The sequence below is a fragment of the Paraburkholderia sp. genome, from assembly GCF_035948235.1.
Taxonomy (GTDB): Bacteria; Pseudomonadota; Gammaproteobacteria; order Burkholderiales; family Burkholderiaceae; genus Paraburkholderia.
In genome coordinates, this window is sequence record NZ_DASZJJ010000085.1 from 1 (window position 1) to 23263 (window position 23263).

A 23263-nucleotide genomic window follows, 5' to 3' on the forward strand; every position below is an offset into this window, starting at 1 on the left:
CGCAAGGGTCCGGCGCGCATTGCGACGGTGCTGCGCAGCGTGGACCCGGACATCAAGCCCGCGGAGTTCAATGCGCTGATGCGCGCGCAGCTCAAGAACACGAAGTTCCAGTGGCTCGACGACGAGGATCTCGCGAAGTACTACGACAAGTACGCCATCGACAAATTCAATCTCAACGATCGCGGCTATATCTCGGGCATCCATCCGCTCGAACTGTGGTTGCTCAACTATATGCGTGCGCATCCCGATGCGACGCTCGCCCAGGTGCAGCAGCAAAGCCGCGATGTGCGTCTCTACACCTACAAGTGGCTCTTCAAGACGCGTTACCACGCAACCCAGGATCGCCGTATCCGCCGCATGATCGAACTGCAGGCTTATGATGCGATCGGCAAATCGTGGCGTGCGCTGGGCTATCCGTTCGACAGCATCACGCCGTCGTATGGTGCGGCGATCGGCGCATCGGGCGATCGTCCGGCGGCGCTGGCGTATCTGATCGGCCTCGTGTCGAGCGATGGCGAAAAGCTGCCGACGCACAGCTTCGAATCGCTCGACTTTGCGCGCGGCACGCCTTATGAAACGCGTTTCGTGCACGCGTCCACGCCGCCGCAGCCGCTGATCTCGCCGCAAATCGCCAAGGTCACGCGCGAGTTGCTGAGTTCGGTGGTGGAGGGCGGCACGGCCAAGCGTCTCGCCGACGGCATGCCGATGCCCGACGGCAAGATGCTGCCGGTCTACGGCAAGACGGGCACGGGCGACCAGCGCTTCAACGTCTATGCGCCGGGCGCGCGCCTGATTGAATCGCGCAAGGTGAACCGCAGCGCGACCTTCGTGTTCGTGATCGGCAACCGCTTCTACGGCACGCTGACCGCGTGGGTGCACGAGCCGTATGCGGCGCGCTATACCTTTACGAGCGCGCTGTCGGTGCAACTGCTCAAGTCGCTCGCGCCGGTGTTGCAGCCGCTGCTGGAAGACAAGAGCGCGCCCGACGGCAAGCTCAAGACCGCGACCCAGCCGCAGCAGGTGACGCTGATCGACACTGCGACTGGCGCGACGCAGCAGGTCAGCTGGACGCAGCTCACGCGGGCGAACACGCCGGGCTGGAGCAGCACGATGCCGGGGTTTTATTCGGATGCCGAATCATCGGCGAAGGTATCGGCGGCAAAATAGTTGCCTTGCTGCCGCGAAAAAAATGCCTGATCGTTGTGAGACGATCAGGCATTTTTCTTTGGTGCGCTGGGGGCGCTGGGTGCGCGGGGGGCGGTTAGTACGAGCCAGCCGGCGGCGGAGGCGGCGATCCCGGTGGCGGAGGCGGCAGATAGCGCTGTTGCGGCTGGTAAGTCTGATACGGCTGCTGCGTCTGCATGTGGCCCGCAACCGGAATACGGTTGCCGTTGGCGTACATGCACTGGAGATACGCGTTGTCGTAGTTGCGTTGCACCTGGTACGCCGAACCCTGGGCGTTGCCCATGCCCACGGCGCTGCCGGCCAGCAGACCGGCGCCTGCACCGATCGCCGCGCCCTGGCCGCCGCCAAACGCGGCGCCCGCAGCCGCGCCAAGCGCCGTGCCCACCACGGCGCTACCCACTGCCGAATTGGTCGCCGCCTGGTTGGTGGAGACGCCGCCCGTTTGCTGGAAGGCGAACTGGCGGCAGTTGTAGTCGTCGTTGCGGAACTGGTCGTAAGTCTTGCCGGTGCCCGGCAAGGCCATCACGCTCGGCCCGCTCGGCACTACGGCGCACGCGCTCAGGAGGCCCGCAGCAGCGAGCAGCGCGAAATAAGTCGTTTTCATGTGCGGCTCGATCTCGTCAAATCAATTCGAAGGTGCCGCTTGAGCCGGCACTGCGCGCCAGCCCGACGAGCACTGCTTCACGTACGGGTAATAGGTTTTCGATGCGTCGCAGTAGTACCAGGTGTCGCCGTTGTCGCTGGCGCCAGGCGCGTCGGCCGGTCCTTGCGGATAATTGCCTTGATAGTTTCCTGCGGCCGCTTGCGGCTGACCCTGCTCGATGTAGTCGGGTGCGTCGGGCGGCGGCGCCACGATCACGGGCGGCGGCGGTCCCCAGTAGTACGGGGCGGGCGCGACCGGGTAGTAGTAAGGCTCGCCACCGCCAATATAGACACCGACGTGCGCCGCCTGTGCCGCGCCGCTCGCACAGGCGATGGCGGCGACAGCGGCTCCAAATATCAGTTTCGACCTTCTCACAACGTTCTCCAGGACGGATGGGTTCGGGCAGCCGGCTGGCGGGGACGGTGTCCCGCACGGTCGTGCCCTTGCATCTTCCAACGCTAAGTCATCGTAGTGCGCAAGGCAATTACCGGAGTTGCGCCGTTTTTTCGAGTTGTTACAAAGGAAAGGTCGGTTGAACGCGACAGCGCTTCGTTGCGCGTCTATCGGCGTGCAAGCTGCGGCTTCGTGGCGCGATCCATCGGCTTCGTGCATCTGCAGGCTGGAGATGTGCGTAGTGGTGCGATGGAGTCTTGTAATAATTGGACATCGCCACGGGCCAGTCGATGAGGCGATCCGGCAACGCAGGCATCTGCGAAACGTACCGGCGCGTCGCCTGCACCACGCTCGAACCTTTCTCAATTCGCTGATTATTTTTGAAGCCGGATTTATTGAACTACAGTTCATGAATTTCAATAACGACTTACAAATAATTGCAGCGCGGGCTATTTTGTGGCCCTTTATTTCCATCGCGTGCTATTTTCGATAACGTAATTGAAAGAAAATAAAAATCGTTCCACGTATAGGCCCATAAATACGGGAAGGAAATCGTTTGCCTTGGTAGAAACCCCTGGTCAAGCCCTTCGCTATGTGGGCCGTTATAGCGCTGGTAGGGAAAGCCAGTTTGCCGGCGATGGATTCGCTACGCATCAAGACGATTCGATTATTCGAACGTTAATAAACACATTACAAAAGTCACTGAGAGCGCGCCTGTAATGCAAGTAAAGGATTGCAGGCGATACGCGCGATTTCGGCCCGAAAAAGCCAGGTCTCGCGGACCACAAAACTACGAGGGAAAACGATGGAACATTCGACGCCGGACCGTGAGCTCGAACTGGTCGAGCTGAGCGCGGTGAGCGCCGCACTAAACCGGGTGCAGGCCGTGATCGAGTTCGATCTGCAGGGCATCATCCTGCACGCCAACGACAACTTTCTGAAGACGCTTGGCTACACGCTGGACGAAGTTCGCGGCAAGCACCATCGAATGTTCTGTGATCCTCAATATGTCTGCAGCGATGCCTATCGCGCGTTCTGGGAGCGTCTTGGGCGTGGCGAGTTCGACCGCGGCGAATACCGGCGCGTAGCGCGCGACGGCCGCGAGATCTGGATCAATGCCTCGTATAACCCGGTGCTCGACAAGCAGGGCCGGGCGTACAAGATCATCAAATTTGCCACCGACATCACCCAGGCCAAGCAGGAGCACGCCGAATCCGCGGGCCGTCTGCGCGCGATCGACAAAGCCCAGGCAGTGATCGAGTTCGACACCTCCGGGATCGTGCTGCAGGCGAACCAGAATTTCCTCGACACGCTGGGCTATCGTCTGGATGAAATCCAGGGCAAGCATCACCGCATGTTCTGCGAAGAATCGTATGCTGCCGCGCCCGAATATCGCGAGTTCTGGGCCAAGCTCAACCGCGGCGAATACGATATGGGTCGCTACAAGCGCATCGGCAAGGGCGGTCGCGTGGTGTGGATTCAGGCCACCTACAACCCGATCTTCGATGTGAACGGGCGGCTCTACAAGGTCGTGAAATTCGCCAACGACGTGACCGCGCAGGTCGAACTGGAAGAGAGCGTGAAGCGCCGCGCCGACGACGATCAGCGCAAGGTCGAAAAGCTGCTGGATACGGTGCGCAAGGCCGCGTCGGGCGACCTGAGCGGCGAGGTGGACGTACAGGGCGACGAGCCGATCGACCAGCTCGCCGCCGGCATCAAGAGCATGATGAGCGATCTGGCGGGCGTGATCGGCAAGGTGGTGGAATCGGCGGGCACCTTCAAGGATTCGTCGCAGGACATCGCGGCGCGCGCGGACACCGTTGCGGGCGGCGCGCAGTTGCTTGGCGCGACCGTCGAGGAAATGAACGCGTCGATCGAAGAACTGACCGCGTCGATCAACTCGATCGCCGATAACTCGCGCGGCGCCGACCAGCTTGCCAAGGACACCCAGCAGGAAGCGGAGCGCGGCTCGAAGGCCGTGACGCGCTCGATCGAAGCGATGGAGCTGATCAACCGTTCGTCGGAAGACATCGGCGAAATCATCAAGGTGATCGGCGAGATTGCGAGCCAGACCAATCTGCTCGCCTTCAATGCAGCGATCGAAGCGGCGCGCGCGGGCGAACACGGCCTGGGCTTCTCGGTGGTCGCCGACGAAGTGCGCAAGCTCGCGGAACGCTCCTCGCAGGCCACCAAGGAAATCTCCAAGCTCATCAACGAGTCGGTCAAGCGCGTGGCGCAAGGCAGCGAAATTTCGAAGCAGGCTGGCGAAGCGTTCGAGCGCATCCTGAGCGGCGTGAGCCGTACTACCCAGGCGATCTCCGAAATTTCCTGCGGCGCGGACGAGCAGTTGATCGCCGCGCGTGAAGTGGCCGCCGCAATCCAGCAGGTCGCCGAGGAAACCGAAAAGTCCGCAGGCGCCTGCGACACCATTGCCCGTGCGGCCGCCTCCCTCAAGGGTGGCGCCGAAGGTCTCGACAAGACGGTAGCGCGTTTCGTCGTATGACGCGGGGGACACGGCAATGGATATCGATAAGGATGTCGAAGCATCGGTGCAGCGCGCACTGATCGAGCAGGTGCGCCGTCATACGGGCATCGCCATGAACGAGCGCAAGTGGACCATGCTCAAGGGACGCCTGCGCCGGCGCGTGATGGCGCTCGGTTTGCCGGACTATCGCGACTATCTCCAGGTGCTCGACACGAGCGCCGAGGAGGTGCGCGATTTCATCGACCTCGTGACGACGAACGAGACCTCGTTCTTTCGCACGCCGCGCATCTGGGAATACCTCGCGCAGACGTATCTACCGCAATGGCATGCGGCACATGCGGGTACGCCGCTGCGTATCTGGTCGGCGGCGGCGTCGAGCGGCGAGGAAGCCTAGACCACGGCGATGCTGTGCGAGGAGTTTCGCGCCAGCGAACCGGCGTTTCGCTACGGCATCGTCGGCACGGATATTTCGGATGGCATTCTGGCGAGCGCGCGAGCCGGCAGTTATCAGGGCCGCAGTATCGAAGGTTTGCGCGCCAGCCATCCGGCGCTGCTGCAAAAGTGGTTCCGCAGCAATGGCGCACAGGCCACCGTCAACGATGCACTGCGCACGCACGTTTCGTTTCGCCAGCACAACCTCTATACCGTGCCGCGCGATCTGGGCCAGTTCGATCTGGTCCTGTTGCGCAATGTGCTGATCTATTTCGACATCGACGGGCAGCACGCCGTGCTGTCCAACGTGCGCCGAGCGATGAAGCCCGATGCCGTGCTGATCGTCGGCGAGTCGGAGTCGCTTAGCCGTGTGTCGACGGGCTTCACGTTTGAGCAGCCGCTGATTTATCGCAACGGCCATCACCGTGAGGAGCGCGACCATGAGCACGCGTGACCTGCAGGTGAAGATGTGCGAGATCGCCGTGAGCAGCGGCAGCGATGCCCGCGTGCTGCGCGCGACGCTTGGCTCGTGCGTGGGCATCGGGCTGCTGTGGCGCGCGCGTGGCACCTATGGCCTCGCGCATTGCCTGTTGCCGCAACCGGTGGGCCATGCTCGCTACGCGGTGCCCGGCGCGCAGCTCGGCAACGGCGCGAAGTATGTGATCGACGCATTGCCTGCGCTGATTTCGATGATGGGCGCCCAGTCGGCTCCCGATGGCGAGATCGAAGCCGTGCTCGCGGGCGGCGCCAACATGATGCAGCACCGTACCACGCTGCACGAGCCGATCGGCGAACTCAACGTACGCATGGCGCAGCAGGTGCTGGCGGGCGCGGGCGTGCGCGTCGTTCACATGGACGTGGGCGGCGAGTGCGGGCGGCAACTCACCATCGACTGCGAGCAGCCGCACTACGCGGTGCGGCGTTTTTCGCGTCCGGCTTAAACGGCGGCGAGAGCGCAAACCCAAGCGACATCCGCATCACAACGCTCATATCAAACGGAGCTTGACGATGAATCATCGTTCGCTGGCCAGTGGCCAGCTCGAGCTATACGGGTCGTTTCACCTGGCCGGGACGGAGCTTGCGCTGCCTGTCACCGCGCTCCAGGAAGTGGTCAATCATCCCGGCACACTCACGCCGGTGCCGCTCGCGCCGCCGTACCTGCTTGGGCTATTCAATTTGCGCGGCACGCTCATTCCGGTGGTCGATCTGCGTCAGCTATTGAATCTGCCCGCCGAAGGCGCGACGGGCGTGCGCAAGATCGCCATCGTCGAAACGGCCAACGCGCGCGTGGGCCTGCAATTCGACGCCACAGGCGAAATCCTGCGCGTGCCGAGGGACCAGGTGGTTGCGATTGAAACGGTCGAAGGCAGCGCACCTTCGGCAATCGGCGCGGTGCTCAAGCTCGATGGCGGCGAGCGCATCCTGCAGGTGCTTTCCGCTGCCGCGCTGCTGCAATTGCGCGACGTGCCGCATCTGGCCGAACCGCTTGCGCGCACAACGGAACGGCGCGCACAGCAAGGCCAGCGACGCCAGAACGTCTCGTTCAAGGTAGGTGGTACGGCGCTCGCGCTGCCAATGGACGCGATTCAGGAGATCATCCGCGTGCCGGCGCTGCAGCACTCGCCGTTCGCCGACGATGTCTGTATCGGCATGCTCAATCTGCGGGGCGCGACGGTGCCGGTGCTTGATTTCGGGCGCTTCCTCGGCTTCGCTCGGGCGCCCGATTGCGAAGTGTCAGTCGATGAACGACGCATCGTCGTGCTACGTCGTGATGAGCTTTACTTCGGACTGCTGGTGGATGAAGTGGCGAGCATCGTTGCGTATCGCGACGATCAGATTCTGCCGATGCCGTCCTACGGCACCGCGCATCGTTCGCTGTTTGCGGGCTACCTGGCCGCCGACGGCGTGGCGGGCGTGCTGCTCGTGAGCGCCGATGCGCTCTACGAGAACGCACGCATCGCGGCGGTGGCGGCAGGGCATCGCGATCTTTATCGCAAGGCGACGGAGGCCGCGACCGCCGCGCAGAAACGCGGTAACGGCACGCGCCAGACGATCGTGACGTTCCGCATCGGCCAACTGGTAGGGGTGCGTATCGCCGAGTTACGCGAAGTGATCGACTATCGCGACGACGTCGTGAAGACGCCCGGGCTGCCTGCATTCGTGCGCGGCGTGCTGAATCTGCGCGGCGTGATTGTGACGGTGATCGACGTGCGGGCGATGTACGCGATGCCGCCGTATGAAGACCTCGTGCGCGCGAAGATCCTGATCGTCGAGCACCAAGGCGAAAAGTATGGCCTGCTGGTCGATTCGGTCGAAGATATCGTCACGCTCAAGGGCGGCGCGCAACTGACCATGCCCACGATGCTCACACGCGGCGCGGGCACGAACGTGCGCAGCGATATGCGCGAAGCGGTGGAGTTGCCGGGGCAGGGTACGCTGATGCTGCTCGATCCCGTATCGCTTTGCGAGCGTGTGGCGCTGGAAGCGGCGGCGGCCTGAAGCAGTTTTCAGGCCGCCAGAAGCATCAGGCTTCCAGCGCGAGCGCCGCGAAACTGGCGAGCCAGTGCTCGCCCATATAGTCGCCGGCTACGTGCGCGAGTGCGGCGTCCAGGTGCGTTTGCGCCGCTTCCTGCAGGATTTCGATGCGCGTGTCGCCTTCGGGCAGCACGCGCGCGAGTGTGCGCTGGCACCATGCGCGGCTGAGGTTCAAGCCATCCAGATGCGCGATCTTGCCGTCGCTGCGGTCGGTGACCGTTGCGGGTATGAATAGCGTGGCGGGTTCGCGCGCGGCAAGGGCGGGCAGAAAGCGCGTAAACCATGCGTTGAATTCATCGGCGCGCATCACGCGGCTCATCAAGACCGCTTCCATTAAAGCGGGCGAGAGGAATTCGTCGCCTGACGGCTCCCATGCCTGACAAGCGGCATCGCCTTCGTGCCAGCGCCGCGCCGTGCATTCAATCAGGTCTGCCGACGAATCGCGCGCGGTTTGCCGCGCGAAATCCAGCGCGAGCGTCAGCGCAAACGCGGTGTTGAAATGCGTGCCCACGCGTAGCGGGTAAGTCGCTTTCGGCAAAAACTCCTCAAAACGCTCGACGAAAGCGTCCGTCAGCGGCGCTAAAGCATTCGACCAGCGCTGCGCCTGCGGCGACCGCATACCGTGCAATTGCCCCGCGAGCGCCAGCAGCCACGCCCAACCATACGGGCGCTCGAAATTGCGGTTGTGCGGCAGGTCGAGATAGGCGCGCTCGCCCGCCATCTTCTCTGCGGTGAAATGCTCGTCGAACACGGCGACGATGCGCGGCGCTTCGGGCAGATCCGGAAAGCGCGCCAACAGATGCGCGACGAGCCAGTAGCCATGCACGCACGAATGCCAGTCATAGCTGCCGTAGAACACCGGATGCAACGCGCGCGGCCCTTGCACGTCCTGCGGACCGGCGAGCGAGTGGGTTAGACGGTTTGGATATTCGCGCGTGAGATGCGCAAGCGCGAGCGAGGCGAAACGTGAGGCAAGCGGGGCGGTGAGCGTGCTGTGCATGGCGTCGGAAGCGTGGTGAACACGCCTGCCAGCTTAGCGCGAAATCGATCTGGCTCGCCCGCGTGCAGGCCTAGTCGTCGCTCAACGGTATGCCAGGTTTGCGCGGCGCACGTTCGCGCGCAAGCCGCTGCATCGCTTCGCCCACATCCTGACTGAATTGCGCGAGCGCGGCCAGTTCGAGATTGGGCGGTTGCAGCGCACTCCAGAGCACGTCGGCAAGCTGTTCTGCTGTAGCGTCGATATCGGTGCGGCGGTTGGCGAGCGTCGCGTCCCACAGCACATGTTCCATCGGCCCGAACACGAGCGAGCGCAGCAGGCGCAGCGGCATGTCGTTGCGGATCTGCCCGCATTCCTGACCGCGCGCGAGCACGCGCATGAGCGGCGCGGTGTAGCGCCGCTGCATTTCCATGAGCGCCTCGCTCAGATCGTGATGGCGCGTGCGTCCCTCGGACAACACCAGTTCGCAGATGCCCGTGCCGCTTTCCAGCATCAACTGCAGATGCATGCGCACGATGAAATCGAATTGCTGGCGCACCGTGCCGTCGCGCGGCAAGCCGGATTCGATGGCTTCGATCGATTCGTCATACCAGTCGCCGATCACGCGCGCGCACAGCTCGCGCTTGCCGCGAAAGTAGCTGAACACCGTGGCCTCGGAAATGCCCAGCCGCTGCGCGATCTCGGCGGTGGTGGCGCGGGTGTAGCCCTTCTCGGAAAACACCTCGCGGCCCGCTGTGAGAATTTCCTTCACGCGCTGCTGGGATTTGCGCCCGGCGGGTTCGCGGCGCGAGGCGGGCAGGAGGGTTTGCGGGGCGGCTGACATTCTGAGTGCGATTCAGTTAAAGGCTGGATTCGTGCCGATTATGCACGATGCCATTGGCTTTGCAAGGCATTTGGAAAGGCATGAATGGTTCAGATGCAGAAATCTGAGTGTCACTCAAAAATACCTATTGACGTTAACGTAAATGTGGCGTGAAATGTGTCCCCGAGGGGCAGCTGCGGCAGTCACGATCTGCGCGCCCAGCGCCCGAGCCGACAAAGGAGACATCAGATGAGCAACGTACCCGGTTTGCAGTTCCCGCTTGGTGAAGAAGTCGAAATGCTGCGCGACAGCATCGCGAATTTCGCGGCGAAGGAAATCGCGCCCCGCGCGGGCGAGATCGACCGCACCGACCAGTTCCCCATGGATCTGTGGCGCAAGTTCGGCGATCTGGGTGTGCTCGGCATGACGGTGTCGGAAGAGTACGGCGGCGCGGGCATGGGTTACACCGCACATATGGTGGCGATGGAGGAAATCTCGCGCGCCTCGGCGTCTGTGGGTCTGTCGTACGGCGCACATTCGAACCTGTGCGTGAACCAGATCCACCGCAACGGCAGCGAGGCGCAAAAGCGCAAATACCTGCCGAAGCTGGTGTCCGGCGAACACGTCGGCGCGCTTGCGATGAGCGAGCCGAACGCGGGCTCGGACGTCGTCAGCATGAAGCTGCGCGCCGATAAAAAGGGCGATAAATACGTGCTCAACGGCACGAAAATGTGGATCACCAACGGTCCCGATTGCGACACGCTGGTGGTCTACGCGAAGACCGATATCGAAGCGGGCCCCAAGGGCATCACGGCCTTCATCGTCGAAAAAGGCATGAAGGGCTTTTCGGTCGCGCAGAAGCTCGACAAGCTGGGCATGCGCGGCTCGCACACCGGCGAACTCGTGTTCCAGGACGTGGAAGTGCCGGAAGAAAACATCCTCGGCCAGCTCAACGGCGGCGTGAAGGTGCTGATGAGCGGCCTGGACTACGAGCGCGCGGTGCTCGCGGGCGGTCCCACGGGCATCATGGCCGCCGTGATGGATTCGGTCGTGCCGTATATCCACGAACGCAAACAGTTTGGCCAGGCCATTGGTGAATTCCAGCTCATCCAGGGCAAGGTGGCGGATCTTTACACCACCTATCAAGCATGCCGCGCGTATCTCTACGCGGTGGGCCGTCAACTCGATACGCTTGGCAAGGAACACGTGCGTCAGGTCCGCAAGGACTGCGCCGGCGTGATTCTCTATACCGCCGAAAAAGCCACCTGGATGGCCGGCGAGGCGATCCAGATTCTGGGCGGCAACGGCTATATCAACGAGTATCCCGTGGGACGTCTCTGGCGTGACGCGAAGCTCTACGAAATCGGCGCGGGCACCAGCGAAATTCGCCGCATGTTGATCGGCCGCGAACTGTTCGCGGAAACCGCTTAATCACGCATAAGCAATAACGTTGCGAGAACAACGAAATGCCGATCATCGAAACGAAACTCAACCCGCGTTCGGACGACTTCAAGACCAACGCCGCCGCGCTCGAAGCGCTGGTTGCCGATCTGCGCGAGAAAATCCAGAAGCTCTCGCTGGGCGGCGGCCAGGCTGCGCGCGACAAGCACGTTTCGCGTGGCAAGCTGTTGCCGCGCGATCGCATCGCGCAACTGCTTGACCCGGGCACGCCGTTTCTGGAGCTTTCGCAGCTTGCGGCCTACGGCATGTATAACGACGATGCGCCGGGTGCGGGCGTCATCACCGGCATAGGGCGCATTGCGGGCCAGGAGTGCGTGATCGTCTGTAACGACGCCACCGTGAAGGGCGGCACCTATTACCCCGTTACGGTGAAGAAGCACGTACGCGCTCAGGAAATCGCTCAGGAAAATCATCTGCCTTGCGTCTATCTGGTCGATTCGGGCGGCGCGAACCTGCCGAATCAGGACGAGGTGTTTCCCGATCGCGATCACTTCGGCCGCATCTTCTACAACCAGGCGAATCTCTCCGCGCAGGGCATTCCGCAGATCGCCGTGGTGATGGGTTCGTGCACGGCGGGCGGCGCTTACGTGCCGGCGATGAGCGACGAATCGATCATCGTGAAGAACCAGGGCACGATTTTCCTCGGCGGCCCGCCGCTCGTGAAGGCCGCGACGGGCGAAGAAGTGAGCGCCGAAGACCTGGGCGGCGGCGATGTGCACACACGTCTTTCCGGCGTGGCCGATCACCTCGCGCAGAACGATGCGCACGCGCTGGGCATTGCACGCTCGATCGTCGGCAATCTGAATCGCACGAAGGTGCCGCCGGTGGCGCTGCGCGAACCGTTGCCGCCGCGTTATGACGCAAAGAGCCTGTACGGCGTGATTCCGGTCGATACGCGCAAGCCTTTCGATGTGCGCGAAGTGATCGCGCGCATTGTCGACGATTCGGCCTTCGACGAATTCAAGGCGCGCTACGGCACCACGCTCGTGACGGGCTTCGCGCATATCTGGGGCCATCCGGTTGGTATCGTCGCGAACAACGGCATTCTGTTTTCCGAATCGGCCTTGAAAGGTGCGCACTTCATTGAGTTGTGCGCGCAACGAAAAATCCCGCTGGTATTCCTGCAGAACATCACGGGCTTCATGGTGGGCCGCAAGTACGAGAACGAAGGCATCGCGCGCAACGGCGCGAAGATGGTGACGGCGGTGGCCACGGCGAAAGTGCCTAAATTTACGGTCATCATCGGCGGCTCGTTTGGTGCGGGCAATTACGGCATGTGCGGGCGTGCGTATTCGCCGCGCTTCCTGTGGATGTGGCCGAACGCGCGCATTTCGGTGATGGGCGGCGAACAGGCCGCATCGGTGCTGGCCACGGTGCGCCGCGATGGCATCGAGGCGAAGGGCGGTAGCTGGAGCGCGGAAGAAGAAGAGGCGTTCAAGCAGCCGATCCGCGACCAGTACGAGGTTCAAGGGCATCCGTACTACGCCAGCGCGCGCCTGTGGGACGACGGCGTGATCGATCCCGCGCAGACGCGCGACGTGCTCGGCCTCGGGCTGTCGGCCACGATGAATGCGCCGATCGAGGAAACGCGCTTCGGCGTGTTCCGCATGTAAGCGCGAGCGCGGAGGAGACATCACCATGAACTACGAAACCCTCACCGTCGGCATCGCGGGACATGTGGCAACCGTCACGCTCAATCGGCCTGACGTGCGCAACGCGTTCAACGAGGCGATGATTGCAGACCTGACGGCGGCCTTCACCGCCCTCGGCGCGCGTGACGACGTGCGCGCAATCGTGCTCGCGGGCAATGGCAAGGCCTTCTGCGCCGGTGCTGATCTGAACTGGATGCGCAAGATGGCGGGCTATTCCGATGAGGAAAACCGTGCCGACGCGCTGCGCCTCGCGCACATGCTGTCGGCAATCTATCGTTGTCCTAAGCCCGTGATCGCGCGCGTACATGGCGATGCGTACGCGGGCGGCATGGGGCTGGTCTGCGCGGCGGATATCGTCGTGGCGGCCGATACGGTGAACTTCTGCCTGTCCGAGGCGCGCCTGGGCCTGATGCCCGCTACCATCGCGCCATATGTGATTCGCGCGCTGGGCGAACAGGCTTCGCGGCGCTACTTCGTCACGGCGGAGGCGTTCGATTGCGCAACGGCGCTGCGTCTGGGACTCGTGAGCGAAGCCGTAAGCGCGGGCGAACTCGATGCCACCGTGCAGCGCATCGCCGACACACTCTGCGCCAACAGTCCGAACGCCGTGCGCGAGTGCAAGCAGCTTGTCCAGGACGTGGCGAACCTGACGATCGACAACGCGTTGATCGACGATACGGCGTTGCGCATCGCGCGCATCCGCGCGAGCGACGAAGGCCGCGACGGTGTGTCGTCGTTCCTCGAAAAGCGCACGCCGCGCTGGCGCGCCTAAGAATCCCTAGCGAGACACACTCATGTTCAACAAGATTCTGATTGCCAACCGGGGCGAGATTGCCTGCCGCGTTGCGGCCACCTGCCGACGGCTTGGCGTGAAGAGCGTGGCCGTCTATTCGGATGCCGACGCCAACGCCAAGCACGTTGCCGCCTGCGACGAGGCGGTCCATATCGGCGAAGCGAGCGCGCAGCAGAGCTATCTGCGTATCGAACGCATCATCGCTGCCGCAAAAGCGACGGGCGCCGAAGCAATTCACCCGGGCTACGGATTTCTTTCGGAAAACGAAGATTTTGGCCATGCCTGCGAGGCGGCTGGGATTGTCTTTATCGGCCCGCCGGTCGCGGCGATTGCGGCGATGGGCTCGAAGGCTGCCGCCAAGGCGCTGATGCATGCGGCAGCCGTGCCGCTCGTGCCAGGTTATCACGGCGACGATCAGGACGCCGCGCTGCTGCAACGCGAAGCGGACGCCATGGGCTATCCCGTGCTGCTCAAGGCCAGTGCGGGCGGTGGCGGCAAAGGCATGCGCGTGGTCGAACGCAGCGAGGACTTCGCCGCCGCGCTGGCGTCATGCAAGCGCGAGGCCGCGAGCAGCTTCGGCAATGACCGCGTGTTGATCGAGAAATACCTCACGCGTCCGCGCCACGTCGAAGTGCAGGTCTTCGCAGACAAACTCGGCGGCGCGGTTTATCTGTTCGACCGTGACTGCTCTGTGCAGCGTCGGCACCAGAAGGTGCTGGAAGAAGCGCCGGCTCCCGGCCTCTCCGATGAAGTGCGGCGCGCGATGGGCGAAGCCGCTGTGGCCGCTGCCCGCGCGGTGCAGTATGTGGGTGCGGGCACCGTCGAATTCATCATGACGGGCGCGGACTTCTATTTCATGGAGATGAACACGCGTCTGCAGGTCGAGCATCCGGTGACGGAAATGGTCACGGGCCTCGATCTGGTCGAATGGCAGTTGCGTGTGGCGGCGGGCGAGCCGCTGCCGCTCGAACAGTCGCAACTCGCGGTGACGGGCCACGCGCTGGAAGCGCGCATCTACGCGGAAAATCCGGCGCGCGGCTTTCTGCCTTCCACCGGCACGCTCAAGCATCTGCGCATGCCGGAGGGCGTTGAGTTCCGGCTTGGCGATGCGGGGCGGCGCGCCAGCGTGCGCATCGACAGCGGTGTGCGCGAAGGCGACACCATCACGCCGTTCTACGATCCGATGATCGCCAAGCTCATCGTGCACGGCACGACGCGCGCGGACGCGCTCGCGCGCATGCGTCGCGCGCTGGAGGAGTGCGAGATCGTCGGGCCGCATACGAACGTGGAATTCCTGCATCGGCTGGTGACGAGCGAGCCGTTCTCGAACGCCGATCTCGATACGGGGCTCATCGAGCGTCATCACGACGCGCTGTTCGCCGCGCAGCACAAGCCGGTGCGCGAGGCGCTCGCGCTGGCGTGCGCGGCGTTGATCGCGCGCGAAGGCGGTGTATCGCAAAGTGGCTCGCCGTGGCAGGCGTTGGCGCATTGGCGCCTGAATAGCGGTTTCACGCAGACGTTTTCGTGGCGCGACGTCGATAGCGATGCGCAGGTGTCCGTGGCGTTCTCGCACGACGGCGGCGCGCAGACCATCAATAGCGTGGGGAGCGACGAAGCCTACACTTGGTGGCGCGGCGCGCAAACGGCCGAATACGGCGCGACGATCGGCGATACGCGCGTAACGGGGCGCGTGTTTATCGACGGCGATGTGTTCCATGTGTTCTGCCTTGGCACGGCGCTAGCCTTCGAATGGCAGAACCTGCTGGCGCATGCGGCCGATGCGGAGCACGGCGAAGGCCGCCTCACCGCGCCGATGCCGGGCAAGGTGATCGCCGTGCTGGTGGAACCGGGCACGGTGGTGGAAAAGGGCACGCCGCTCATCGTCATGGAGGCGATGAAGATGGAGCACACGATTGGCGCGCCGACTGCGGGCAAGGTCACCGAAGTGCTGTATGGCGTGGGCGACCAGGTGGCCGACGGGGCGCAGTTGCTGATGCTGGAAGCCGGTTAAAGCGGCAGGCGGGCCTGTTTGCGCAACGCAAACAGGCCCGCGTCGATTACGCCTTAAGCCTTGACAGGCGGCGCGAACTGCAGCGCCACACCAATGCGATTCCACGCGTTGATATTGGCGATGGCGGTAGTCAGATACGCCATCTGCTCGCCGGGAAACTGCTCGGCAACCTTCCGGTAGAGCGCCTCGCTCACCCCTTCGTGCAACTTCGCTGTGAGCGCTTCCGTGTAGGCCAGCGCCGCCTGCTCGCGTTCGCTGAAGAACGAGCGCGCCTCGCGCCATGCGCAAACCAGATCGAGCTTCTCGCGCGCAATCGGCAGATCGCGTGCGATGTTCAGGTGGTACTGGATACAGAACGCGCAGCCGTTGATTTGCGAAGCGCGAATCTTCAACAGTTCGGTCAGTGACTTTTCGAGGCCGGAGGCGTCCACGGCCTTGCTCATGGTCACGAGTCCCGCGACTACCTGCGGTGCATCGTGCGAAAACGTTTCGTAGGAAATGCGCTGCGACATGACTGGACCTCGCGTCGGTTGGGAGATAATATCAGAGCACGAACATCATATTCGAACACTGACATCATCTGCAATATGGCGAAGCGTATACACAAAATCGGCTCCGACGGGGTTGGGGGCAATGCCGGCAATGCGCCGGAGATTCCCGCAGCGGGCGTTGGCAAGCGTGGCGAGAGCGGTTATATCGGCTATCTGTTGCGTCAGGCGGGCGCCGCGCAGCGTTTGCGCATGGAACGCGCGCTCGACGATCTGGGTGTGACGCCGCCGCAATTCGTTGTCTTGACGATGCTGGTGGCTTATCCGGGTGTGTCGGGCGCGGATCTGGCGCGGCTCGCGGCGCTCACGCCGCAAACAGTCAGCGTGATCGTCGCGAACCTCACGCGCAATGGCCTGATCGAGCGCCGTCCACATCCCGTGCACGGGCGCATTCAGCAGATCGAGGTCACGCAGGCGGGGCAGAGCCTGCTCAAGCAATGCCGCGCGCGCGTGAGGAAACTTGAAACGCAGATGCTCGAAGGTTTTAACGCCGATGAAGAGCAGGTGATTCGACGCTGGCTTGTGGCGCTCGCCCGTGAGGACGGCTCAGTTTGAGCCGTGCAACAAGCGTTATTGCGTCCTGGCCAGCGCGCAGGAATGGTCGAGCAGGCCCTCTGCGGTGCCCGTTCCGCCTTCCCTATCCTGGGCGCTGTTGACGACGAGCCAACCGTCGCGTGCCGTGTCGGCACCGGCTCCGGTTACGAGGATCGTCTGTGTGGCCATGGCCTGCTGCGGGCCGAGGTCGCGCTCGACCACGCGGAATGGATTGTTGCTGTCGGTCAGGCTCGTCACGCGCGTGACGCGATAGCGCTTGCCGTCGAGCGTGGCAGTGCGCCATGAACCCGGCGCGTCGTGCCGATAAGGCGCGAGTGCATCGGCGATATCGTTGCGCATGCAATCGACGTGAATATGCAACTGGTTCTGCGAACGCTGTTGGGACGAGTTGATTTCGAGGCCCAGTTGCGTGGGCGCAAGCGTCATCTTGAGCTTGTCGCCCACGTAGCGTCCTGCCGACCACGCGCCGGCCCAGTATTCGGGCGAACCCGCGTAGAGAATATCGGGGCTTTCGATGCCGGAGACGCGGTCGGTGGGAATCAGCAGATATTGCGCGCGGCCGCTGATGTCCTTGAGCACCGCATAGCGCTTCTGGAAGTCGACCGTGGTGCACGGACCGGGTTGGCCCTTGTCCCGAGCATTCGGCACGCACTGTTCGCCGACGACCTTCCAGAGACCGTTGGGGTCGAAAGTGGAAAGCCGCACGCAGCCCGTGACGGCGAGCGCCACAATCAGCGCAGAGCCGCATGTGGCGGCGAGCGATGCGAACCGGCGGTGGGACGAAAATGCAGCGGCAGCGTGACGGGGTAGGGACATCGGCGCAGAAAGGGCGAATGAGGTGAGAACCGCGCGACGCCGCGCGGGCTTGCCTTGCTGCGGGGAGTGTAGCCGAAACTCTGTGACGCGCGCTTGAGGCCGCATGACGCTGCAAGCGCGCGCCGTTGCCATGGATCAGAACGCGTGATTGATGCCCACGCGCGCAACCACCTGGCTGGAACCGGACGCCAGACCCGCCGCGCCCGGAATATAGGCGAAGTCGAGCGCGCTGCCGGTGTTGCCGCCCGACGCCTTCTGATAGACCGTTTGCGCGTAAAGCGAAGTGCGTACCGACAACGCGTATTGCGCCATCAGTCCAAACTGATTCCAGTGCAGCGACGCCTGGTTGCCGTTCTGCGCAAGCGTGGCGCGCGTGTACGTGTACATGCCGCCGAGCATCAGCGCAGGTGTCACGTTATAGCGTGCGTTCAGCTCGATATTGTCGAAGCGTAGACCCGCATCTTCGGCCAGGCCCAGATCGCCGGTGTAGATCGATTCGCGCGCCTTTTGCACGTTCGCATGCGTGTACACGGCCGCCACGGTTGCGTGGCCGATGCCATAACTCGCGCCCACGCCCCAGGTTTTCTGATTTGCCGCGGAAAAGCCGATGTCGTCGGCGGCGATCGATCCTGAGGCATTGCTTCCCGGCGCGCCAAGATCGGCATAGACGGCGGAAACCGTCAGCGTCTGCCATGTGTAATTCACGCCCGCGCTGAAGATGCGGTTCTGCGCGAAACTGCCGGCCTGATTGCTGAAGCCATAGAGCGCCGTGGCCGTGAGTCCGCCGTATGTCGCGCTGGTGAATTTGACGGCGTTGTTCGCGTGGTAAGTCGCATCGGTGTTGTCGTTGTCGAGCGGATGCGAAAACAGAAAGCCGGCCCAACTGCCATTGGCAGTGAGCAGCGCGACCGTATCGGCGACGGAGTCGAACTGGCGGCCGAACGTGAGCGTGCCGTATTGGTCCGACTGCAGGCCCACATAAGCCTGGTAACCAAACAGTCGGCCATCGTAGCCGGCCTGGCCCGAAGGCAGATTGAAGCCGCTGTCGAGATCGAAGACGGCGTGCAGGCCGCCGCCCAGATCCTCGCTGCCTTTCAGGCCCCATCGGCTCACGGCGAGATCGCCGCTGGCCATTTGCCACGCAGCGTGGCCGCCCGAATTCGAGGTGTAGTTGATGCCGTCGTCGAGTACGCCGTAGAGGGTGACGCTGCTTTGCGCCGCTGCGTATGTGCATACGCACATGAAAGACGCGGCAATCAGAAGGTGTTTGCGTTGCATGATGTTCGTTCTAATGAGTCGAGCGCGCAGGTTCAGGAGCGGCAGGGCACACCCGTGCCGTAAATCGTCCAGGCGAACACGCAGCCGTGGACGCACGCGCGCAGCGCGGCGTGAAGTCGTCGCATGGTGTTTCCAGTCGAAGAGTGGGAGGCGGCGCGGTGTTCGTATCCGCCGCGCCGCATCAGCGAGTTGCCCGTATCAGCTTTGCAGTTGCGAGCGCGTCGCGTGCTGGGCGTCGTCCTGATCGAGCGCGGCTTGTGCGCGCGGATTCTTCAGGTGCAGCAGATGGGCATCGCCCGCTGCGGCGGTGCCGTGTGCATAGGGGCGGCCAGCGATCATGTAGATCAGGCCGGCTGCAATCACCAGGGCCGTCGTGAAGATCATGCCGTAGTTCAGATACCACGGATCGTCGGGCGAGCGCGGCCACATCATGTTGACGATGGCCGACACGCCGTAAGCGAAGGCCGCCAGATTCACGGGCCACGCCCACGCGCCCAGGCGGAACTTGCCCGCCGGCTTCCAGCCGCGCGCGCGTGCGATCAGTGCCGCGAGCACGATCGACTGGAACGCGATATAGATCCCCGCCGACCCGAACACGATGATGGTTTTCACCGCGTCGTCAAGGAAGAGCCCGAGCAGGGCGACGAGCGCCGGCACCACGCCTGCGACGAACAGCGCGCGCGTGGGCACATGCGTATTCGGCGAGAGCACCGCGAGATGACGCGAGGCGAAGATCATCTGGTCGCGGCTGTACGCGAAAATCAGGCGGCTGGTTGCTGCCTGCAGGCTCAGCAGGCACGAGAAGAACGACACCAGCACCACGGCGATCACAGCGCGAAAGCCGCCTTCGCCCAGGGCATGACGCAGAGTGCTGGCAACCGGATCGGCGTCCTTGCCGCTGATCGCCGCTTGCGGATCGGGCAGCGCGAGCACGAGCGCGAGGCACACCAGCATGGCCGCCGCGCCGCCGATATAGATCGTCATGCGCATGGCCTTTGGAATTGCGCGGCCCGGGTCGGGCGTTTCTTCCGCGACGTCACCGCAGGCCTCGAAGCCGTAGTACGCGAACATGGCCGCCACGCTCGAGGCGAGGAAGGCGGGCAGATAGCTCGCGCCATTGCCCAGATGCATCGTGTCGAACAGGAAGCTCAGGTTATGCAGGCGCGCGAAGAACAGCAGATATGCGCCCACCACCACGGCGCCGATCAATTCGCAAATGAAGCCGAACATGGCCACCCGTGCGAGCAGACGCGTACCGCTCAGATTGAGAATCGTTGTGACCGCAATCATCGCAACGGCGACCAGAATTTCCAGCGTGTGATTGGGCGGCAGTCCCAGCAACTGCACGAGATAAGGCGCGCCGCCCACCGCCACAGCCGCAACGGTCGAAAACAGCGCCCAAAGATAGATCCATCCCGCCATCCACGCCCAGCGCTTGCCGACGAGGCGGCGCGCCCACGGATAAAGGCCACCGGCGATCGGAAACTGCGAGACGATCTCGCCGAACACGAGTGCCACCAGCAACTGACCGAGGCCGACCAGCAGATACGTCCAGAACATCGGCGGCCCGCCTGCCGAAAACGCGAACTGAAACACCGTGTACACGCCGACCACCGGCGAGAGATACGTAAAGCCAAGCGAGAAGTTTTCCCAGAGGCTCATCGACCGGTCGAAATTCGACGTATAGCCGAGCGCTTTCAGTTGCGCGAGATCGTCATCCTCGTGGGGAGAGGGATGGGGATGGTTCATTGTCTGTCCTCATGTCATGTCGTCGCGCGCCTTTTCGAAGCGGCAAGGCGCGGCTCTTTTTCGCTCGATGCGCCGGAGCGCTCCGGGTCGCGAGGACGTTTAATGCAGGTTTCATACCAACACGCGAATGGCGCGCATAAAAATGCGCAAAGCCTTATTCGATATGGTGTTTCGGTTGGTTGTGGGCGCAAGGGTGCTGCGCGTCGGCAGCGTTTGATGGCCCGGTGATGAATTTATGCAGCGCTCGCAGGTGATTCGTCTGCTGAATTCACGCTGCGATTTCATACCGGATTAGCGAGCTTGCTTTTGCGCACGATCGTGGCGATATCGGTTTGCAGCATTTCGGCGGCCTTGCGCTTGCTGCCGTAACGCGTGATGGCATCGGCAATCAGGCCGTTTTCGAATTCACGGACGAGGCTCTTGAGGCTCGCGCCTTCGGGATTCGTCGCATGCGACGGTCGTGGCTGTGCTGCTAGTGCACTCGCTTCGGTCTGCGCCGCAACGTCGTTGCGCGCTGTCGCGCGCATCAGTCCCACGTGCCGCGGCAAATGTCTGATCTGCGCGACTTCATCGCAAACAACGGCCAGATATTCGACGAGATTCTGCAACTCGCGCACATTGCCCGGAAAGCCGTGCGCTTCGAGCAAGGGCCGGCATTCCGCCGCCAGTGCAAATGGCTTGCCGCGCCGCACGCCCGCCGCCGCGACGAAATAATCGAGCAACGGCCCAATCAACATCTTCTGTTCACGCAAAGGCGGCAGAGACAGCGTGATGACGCTCAGGCGGTAGTAAAGATCGCTGCGAAATTTGCCCTCGGCGACCAGTTGTTCGAGATCGCGATTGGTGGCCGCAATCACGCGGATATCCACTGTTTTCGGCTGCGTCGAACCCAGCCGGTGAACGCGGCCCGATTCAAGCACGACGAGCAGTTTGGCCTGTAGCGCCAGCGGCATTTCGCCGATTTCGTCGAGAAACAGCGTGCCGCCGTCGGCGGCTTCGATCAGTCCCGCCTTGCCCTTGCTGAGCGCGCCGGTAAACGAGCCACGGTCATAGCCGAACATCTCCGATTCAAATAGCGATTCGGGAATGCCCGCGCAACTGACGTGAATGAAATGGCCATGGCGTCGGGTCGAATTCGTATGCAACTGGCGCGCGAGTTCGGTCTTGCCGACGCCCGATTCGCCGAGCAACAGCACGCGGCTATTCATGTCGATCGCGCGCAGGCCGATGCGGTACGCCTCGTCCCACAGCGCCGATGCCGCGAATAGCGGACGCTCGCCGCTCTCGCGCAGCGGCGCGTTTTGCGCCGTCGCGGGCGAGCTGAGCTTGCGCTGGAAGAACAGATAGCCGCACGGCAATCCCTGGCTGTCACGCAAGGGCCGCGCGGAGATCGACACCATCCGCTCGCCGGCGCGCACGGCCGTATCGGGCAGGCGTTGCGCGCCGCGCCAGGCGCTACGCAAAGCGTCGCAACGCAGACACGATTCCTCGATGAAATCCTCGAAGCTGCGCCCGATCCATTCGGCCTTGCGCAATTCATTGAGGCTTTCCGCGGACGTATTCATATAGGTCACGAGTCCGCCTGCATCCACCACGGTCACGCCTTCGGGGATCAGATCGCAGATCGCTTCCCAGCGCGGATCGCCGAGAAAGCTGGGGATATCGGCCGCATTGAAGGGGCGGCGCGCGTCGAGCGGGGTCTGGGCGAATCTCACGAGCGTCCCCGGTGAAAGAGCGCCTGGCGGCGGCGTGCATGCGTGCTCGCGACCGGCACGACGCTGATGACGAACAATTCGCTCAATTCGTTGTCGACCGGGGCGATGCGCAGGTTGCAGCCAATCACAAGGCCCGATTGCAAATGGATTTCCGCATCGCCTTCGTGTGGCTCGCCGTTGAACCAGCGGCGCTTGAGGGTTTCATCGGTGAGTTGAATACGCGCGTCCAGCGCGGTATCGAGCAGTTCGACCGCGCCCGCGCCCAGCAGCGCTTCGGCGGCAGGATTGACGCCCGTGATGCGCGCCTCGCGATCGACCACCACCACGGCGACTGGCAGCGCGGCCAGCACGCGATGCACGAGTTCGGTCTGGCGCACGATCTGCTCGCGCTCGCGGCGCGATTCGGTCACGTCGCGCAGCGTGCCCCACATGCGATGCAGGCGGCCGCATTCGATATGGCCGCGCACGTTGTTTTCCACATAGGTGGCCGTGCCGTCGTGCTTCAGATCGACCGTGAGGCTGCGCTCGACGTTGAAATCGCTGCGCGCGAGCTGGCGCACGAACGACTCGTTCTGTGCGTTGCGCGGGAAATGCGCGGCCACCGGCTTGTCGCGCATGTCCTCGCCCTCGGGCAGTTCATAGAGTCGATGCAGCGCCACATTGCAGAAGATCCAGTGGCATTCGTTGACGAACACCTGGCGCACGATGTCGTCCTCGGTGCCGCGCAGATCGACGGGTTCGTCGAACTCGATGCCCCACATCGGCTCGCTGGAGGTTTCGATAAAGCCGCGCAGCACTTCCGTATGGTCGATCAGCGCGCCCATCAGCAGTTCGGGGCGCGTGGTCTCGTAGACGAACAGGCGCGCGCGCAGGTGCTGGCGCGAGCTGAAGCCGACCAGCTGCATGTCGATGGGCACCGTACGGCCGTCGCGATCGAGCGCGACGAGGCGCACGGGCGGCTCGTAATCGTTGCTGTTGGCGCTGCGCACGGCGTCCAGGCGCAAACGGATGCGTGCGCAACTATCGGGGTCGAAGGGGATTTCGATGGGGCAGCCGCGCCAGATGCGGCCGTAGCCCACCAGTCGCGCCGCCAGTTCGCTGTACTCGGCGACGGTGCCGTCCGGGGCGATCTCGAACGCGACGAACGGAAGCTCTCTCAACATGAATTGCGTGCTGCAGAAAAAAAGAATGCTGCATATTTGCAGCGCCAAAA

General features: G+C 63.2%; 18 protein-coding genes and 2 pseudogenes. 10 read left to right on the forward strand and 10 right to left on the reverse strand.

What is annotated here, in order from left to right:
• Positions 1-1059, forward strand: a pseudogene (locus VG320_RS06800) (glycosyl transferase family 51); the annotation flags it as partial.
• A gap of 202 nt (positions 1060-1261) precedes the next feature.
• Here VG320_RS06800 and VG320_RS06805 read toward each other — a convergent pair.
• A complete protein-coding gene (locus VG320_RS06805; RefSeq protein ID WP_327199368.1) occupies positions 1262-1789 on the reverse strand; it encodes a YMGG-like glycine zipper-containing protein in 528 nt (175 codons plus the stop codon).
• Between the two features lie 21 nt (positions 1790-1810).
• On the reverse strand, positions 1811-2203 hold the full coding sequence (locus tag VG320_RS06810) for a hypothetical protein (RefSeq protein ID WP_327199369.1): 393 nt from the start codon (positions 2201-2203) through the stop codon (positions 1811-1813).
• An 823-nt stretch (positions 2204-3026) separates the two neighbouring features.
• On the opposite strand from VG320_RS06810, the gene VG320_RS06815 reads away from it, so the two are divergent.
• The 4 genes and pseudogenes from VG320_RS06815 to VG320_RS06830 all read left to right on the forward strand — a co-directional run bounded on the left by VG320_RS06815 (position 3027) and on the right by VG320_RS06830 (position 7637).
• Positions 3027-4724 (forward strand): PAS domain-containing methyl-accepting chemotaxis protein, encoded by a 1698-nt coding sequence (locus VG320_RS06815; RefSeq protein ID WP_327199370.1) that lies wholly within the window; start codon positions 3027-3029, stop codon positions 4722-4724.
• 16 nt (positions 4725-4740) lie between these two features.
• Positions 4741-5592, forward strand: a pseudogene (locus tag VG320_RS06820) (CheR family methyltransferase).
• Positions 5579-6079 (forward strand): chemotaxis protein CheD, encoded by a 501-nt coding sequence (locus tag VG320_RS06825; RefSeq protein ID WP_327199371.1) that lies wholly within the window; start codon positions 5579-5581, stop codon positions 6077-6079. Before VG320_RS06820 ends, VG320_RS06825 begins: the two are co-directional and overlap by 14 nt.
• A 67-nt stretch (positions 6080-6146) precedes the next feature.
• Positions 6147-7637, forward strand: coding sequence for a chemotaxis protein CheW (locus VG320_RS06830; protein WP_327199372.1), 1491 nt, complete (start codon positions 6147-6149; stop codon positions 7635-7637).
• Between the two features lie 25 nt (positions 7638-7662).
• Here VG320_RS06830 and VG320_RS06835 read toward each other — a convergent pair whose 3' ends face one another.
• A complete protein-coding gene (locus tag VG320_RS06835) occupies positions 7663-8673 on the reverse strand; it encodes a DUF2891 domain-containing protein (protein ID WP_327199373.1) in 1011 nt (336 codons plus the stop codon).
• A 70-nt stretch (positions 8674-8743) separates the two neighbouring features.
• Entirely contained in the window at positions 8744-9493 is a 750-nt protein-coding gene (locus VG320_RS06840) for a TetR/AcrR family transcriptional regulator (RefSeq protein ID WP_327199374.1), read from the reverse strand.
• A gap of 228 nt (positions 9494-9721) precedes the next feature.
• On the opposite strand from VG320_RS06840, the gene VG320_RS06845 reads away from it, so the two are divergent.
• Genes VG320_RS06845 through VG320_RS06860 form a run of 4 tightly spaced genes read left to right on the forward strand, consistent with a single transcriptional unit; the run spans position 9722 to position 15389 of the window.
• Positions 9722-10903 (forward strand): isovaleryl-CoA dehydrogenase, encoded by a 1182-nt coding sequence (locus VG320_RS06845; RefSeq protein WP_327199375.1) that lies wholly within the window; start codon positions 9722-9724, stop codon positions 10901-10903.
• A gap of 35 nt (positions 10904-10938) precedes the next feature.
• Positions 10939-12546, forward strand: coding sequence for a carboxyl transferase domain-containing protein (locus tag VG320_RS06850; RefSeq protein ID WP_327199376.1), 1608 nt, complete (start codon positions 10939-10941; stop codon positions 12544-12546).
• Between the two features lie 25 nt (positions 12547-12571).
• The gene (locus VG320_RS06855) at positions 12572-13357 is read left to right on the forward strand and encodes an enoyl-CoA hydratase/isomerase family protein (protein WP_327199377.1); all 786 of its coding nucleotides are present in this window, start codon (positions 12572-12574) and stop codon (positions 13355-13357) included.
• A gap of 22 nt (positions 13358-13379) precedes the next feature.
• Positions 13380-15389, forward strand: a complete 2010-nt coding sequence (locus VG320_RS06860; RefSeq protein WP_327199378.1) for an acetyl/propionyl/methylcrotonyl-CoA carboxylase subunit alpha — start codon at positions 13380-13382, stop codon at positions 15387-15389.
• A 53-nt stretch (positions 15390-15442) separates the two neighbouring features.
• Here the strand turns inward: VG320_RS06860 and VG320_RS06865 are convergent, their stop codons facing one another.
• A complete protein-coding gene (locus tag VG320_RS06865; protein WP_327199379.1) occupies positions 15443-15901 on the reverse strand; it encodes a carboxymuconolactone decarboxylase family protein in 459 nt (152 codons plus the stop codon).
• Positions 15902-15976: 75 nt separating this feature from the next.
• Here VG320_RS06865 and VG320_RS06870 point away from each other — a divergent pair, with 75 nt between their 5' ends.
• Positions 15977-16492 carry a MarR family transcriptional regulator gene (locus tag VG320_RS06870; protein ID WP_327199380.1) on the forward strand — a complete coding sequence of 172 codons (516 nt, stop codon included), beginning with the start codon at positions 15977-15979 and terminating at the stop codon, positions 16490-16492.
• Between the two features lie 15 nt (positions 16493-16507).
• Here the strand turns inward: VG320_RS06870 and VG320_RS06875 are convergent, their stop codons facing one another.
• From VG320_RS06875 to VG320_RS06895, 5 genes are all read right to left on the reverse strand, one after another.
• The gene (locus tag VG320_RS06875) at positions 16508-17221 is read right to left on the reverse strand and encodes a CDP-diacylglycerol diphosphatase (protein ID WP_327199381.1); all 714 of its coding nucleotides are present in this window, start codon (positions 17219-17221) and stop codon (positions 16508-16510) included.
• 222 nt (positions 17222-17443) lie between these two features.
• Positions 17444-18586, reverse strand: coding sequence for a porin (locus VG320_RS06880; RefSeq protein WP_327199382.1), 1143 nt, complete (start codon positions 18584-18586; stop codon positions 17444-17446).
• 198 nt (positions 18587-18784) lie between these two features.
• Positions 18785-20335, reverse strand: a complete 1551-nt coding sequence (locus VG320_RS06885; RefSeq protein WP_327199383.1) for an APC family permease — start codon at positions 20333-20335, stop codon at positions 18785-18787.
• Between the two features lie 281 nt (positions 20336-20616).
• Positions 20617-22050: a sigma-54 interaction domain-containing protein gene (locus VG320_RS06890; RefSeq protein WP_327199384.1), complete on the reverse strand. Its 1434-nt coding sequence runs from the start codon at positions 22048-22050 to the stop codon at positions 20617-20619.
• Positions 22047-23213, reverse strand: coding sequence for a PAS domain-containing protein (locus VG320_RS06895; protein WP_327199385.1), 1167 nt, complete (start codon positions 23211-23213; stop codon positions 22047-22049). The genes VG320_RS06890 and VG320_RS06895 overlap by 4 nt, the downstream gene beginning before the upstream one ends.
• Positions 23214-23263 lie beyond the last annotated feature (50 nt).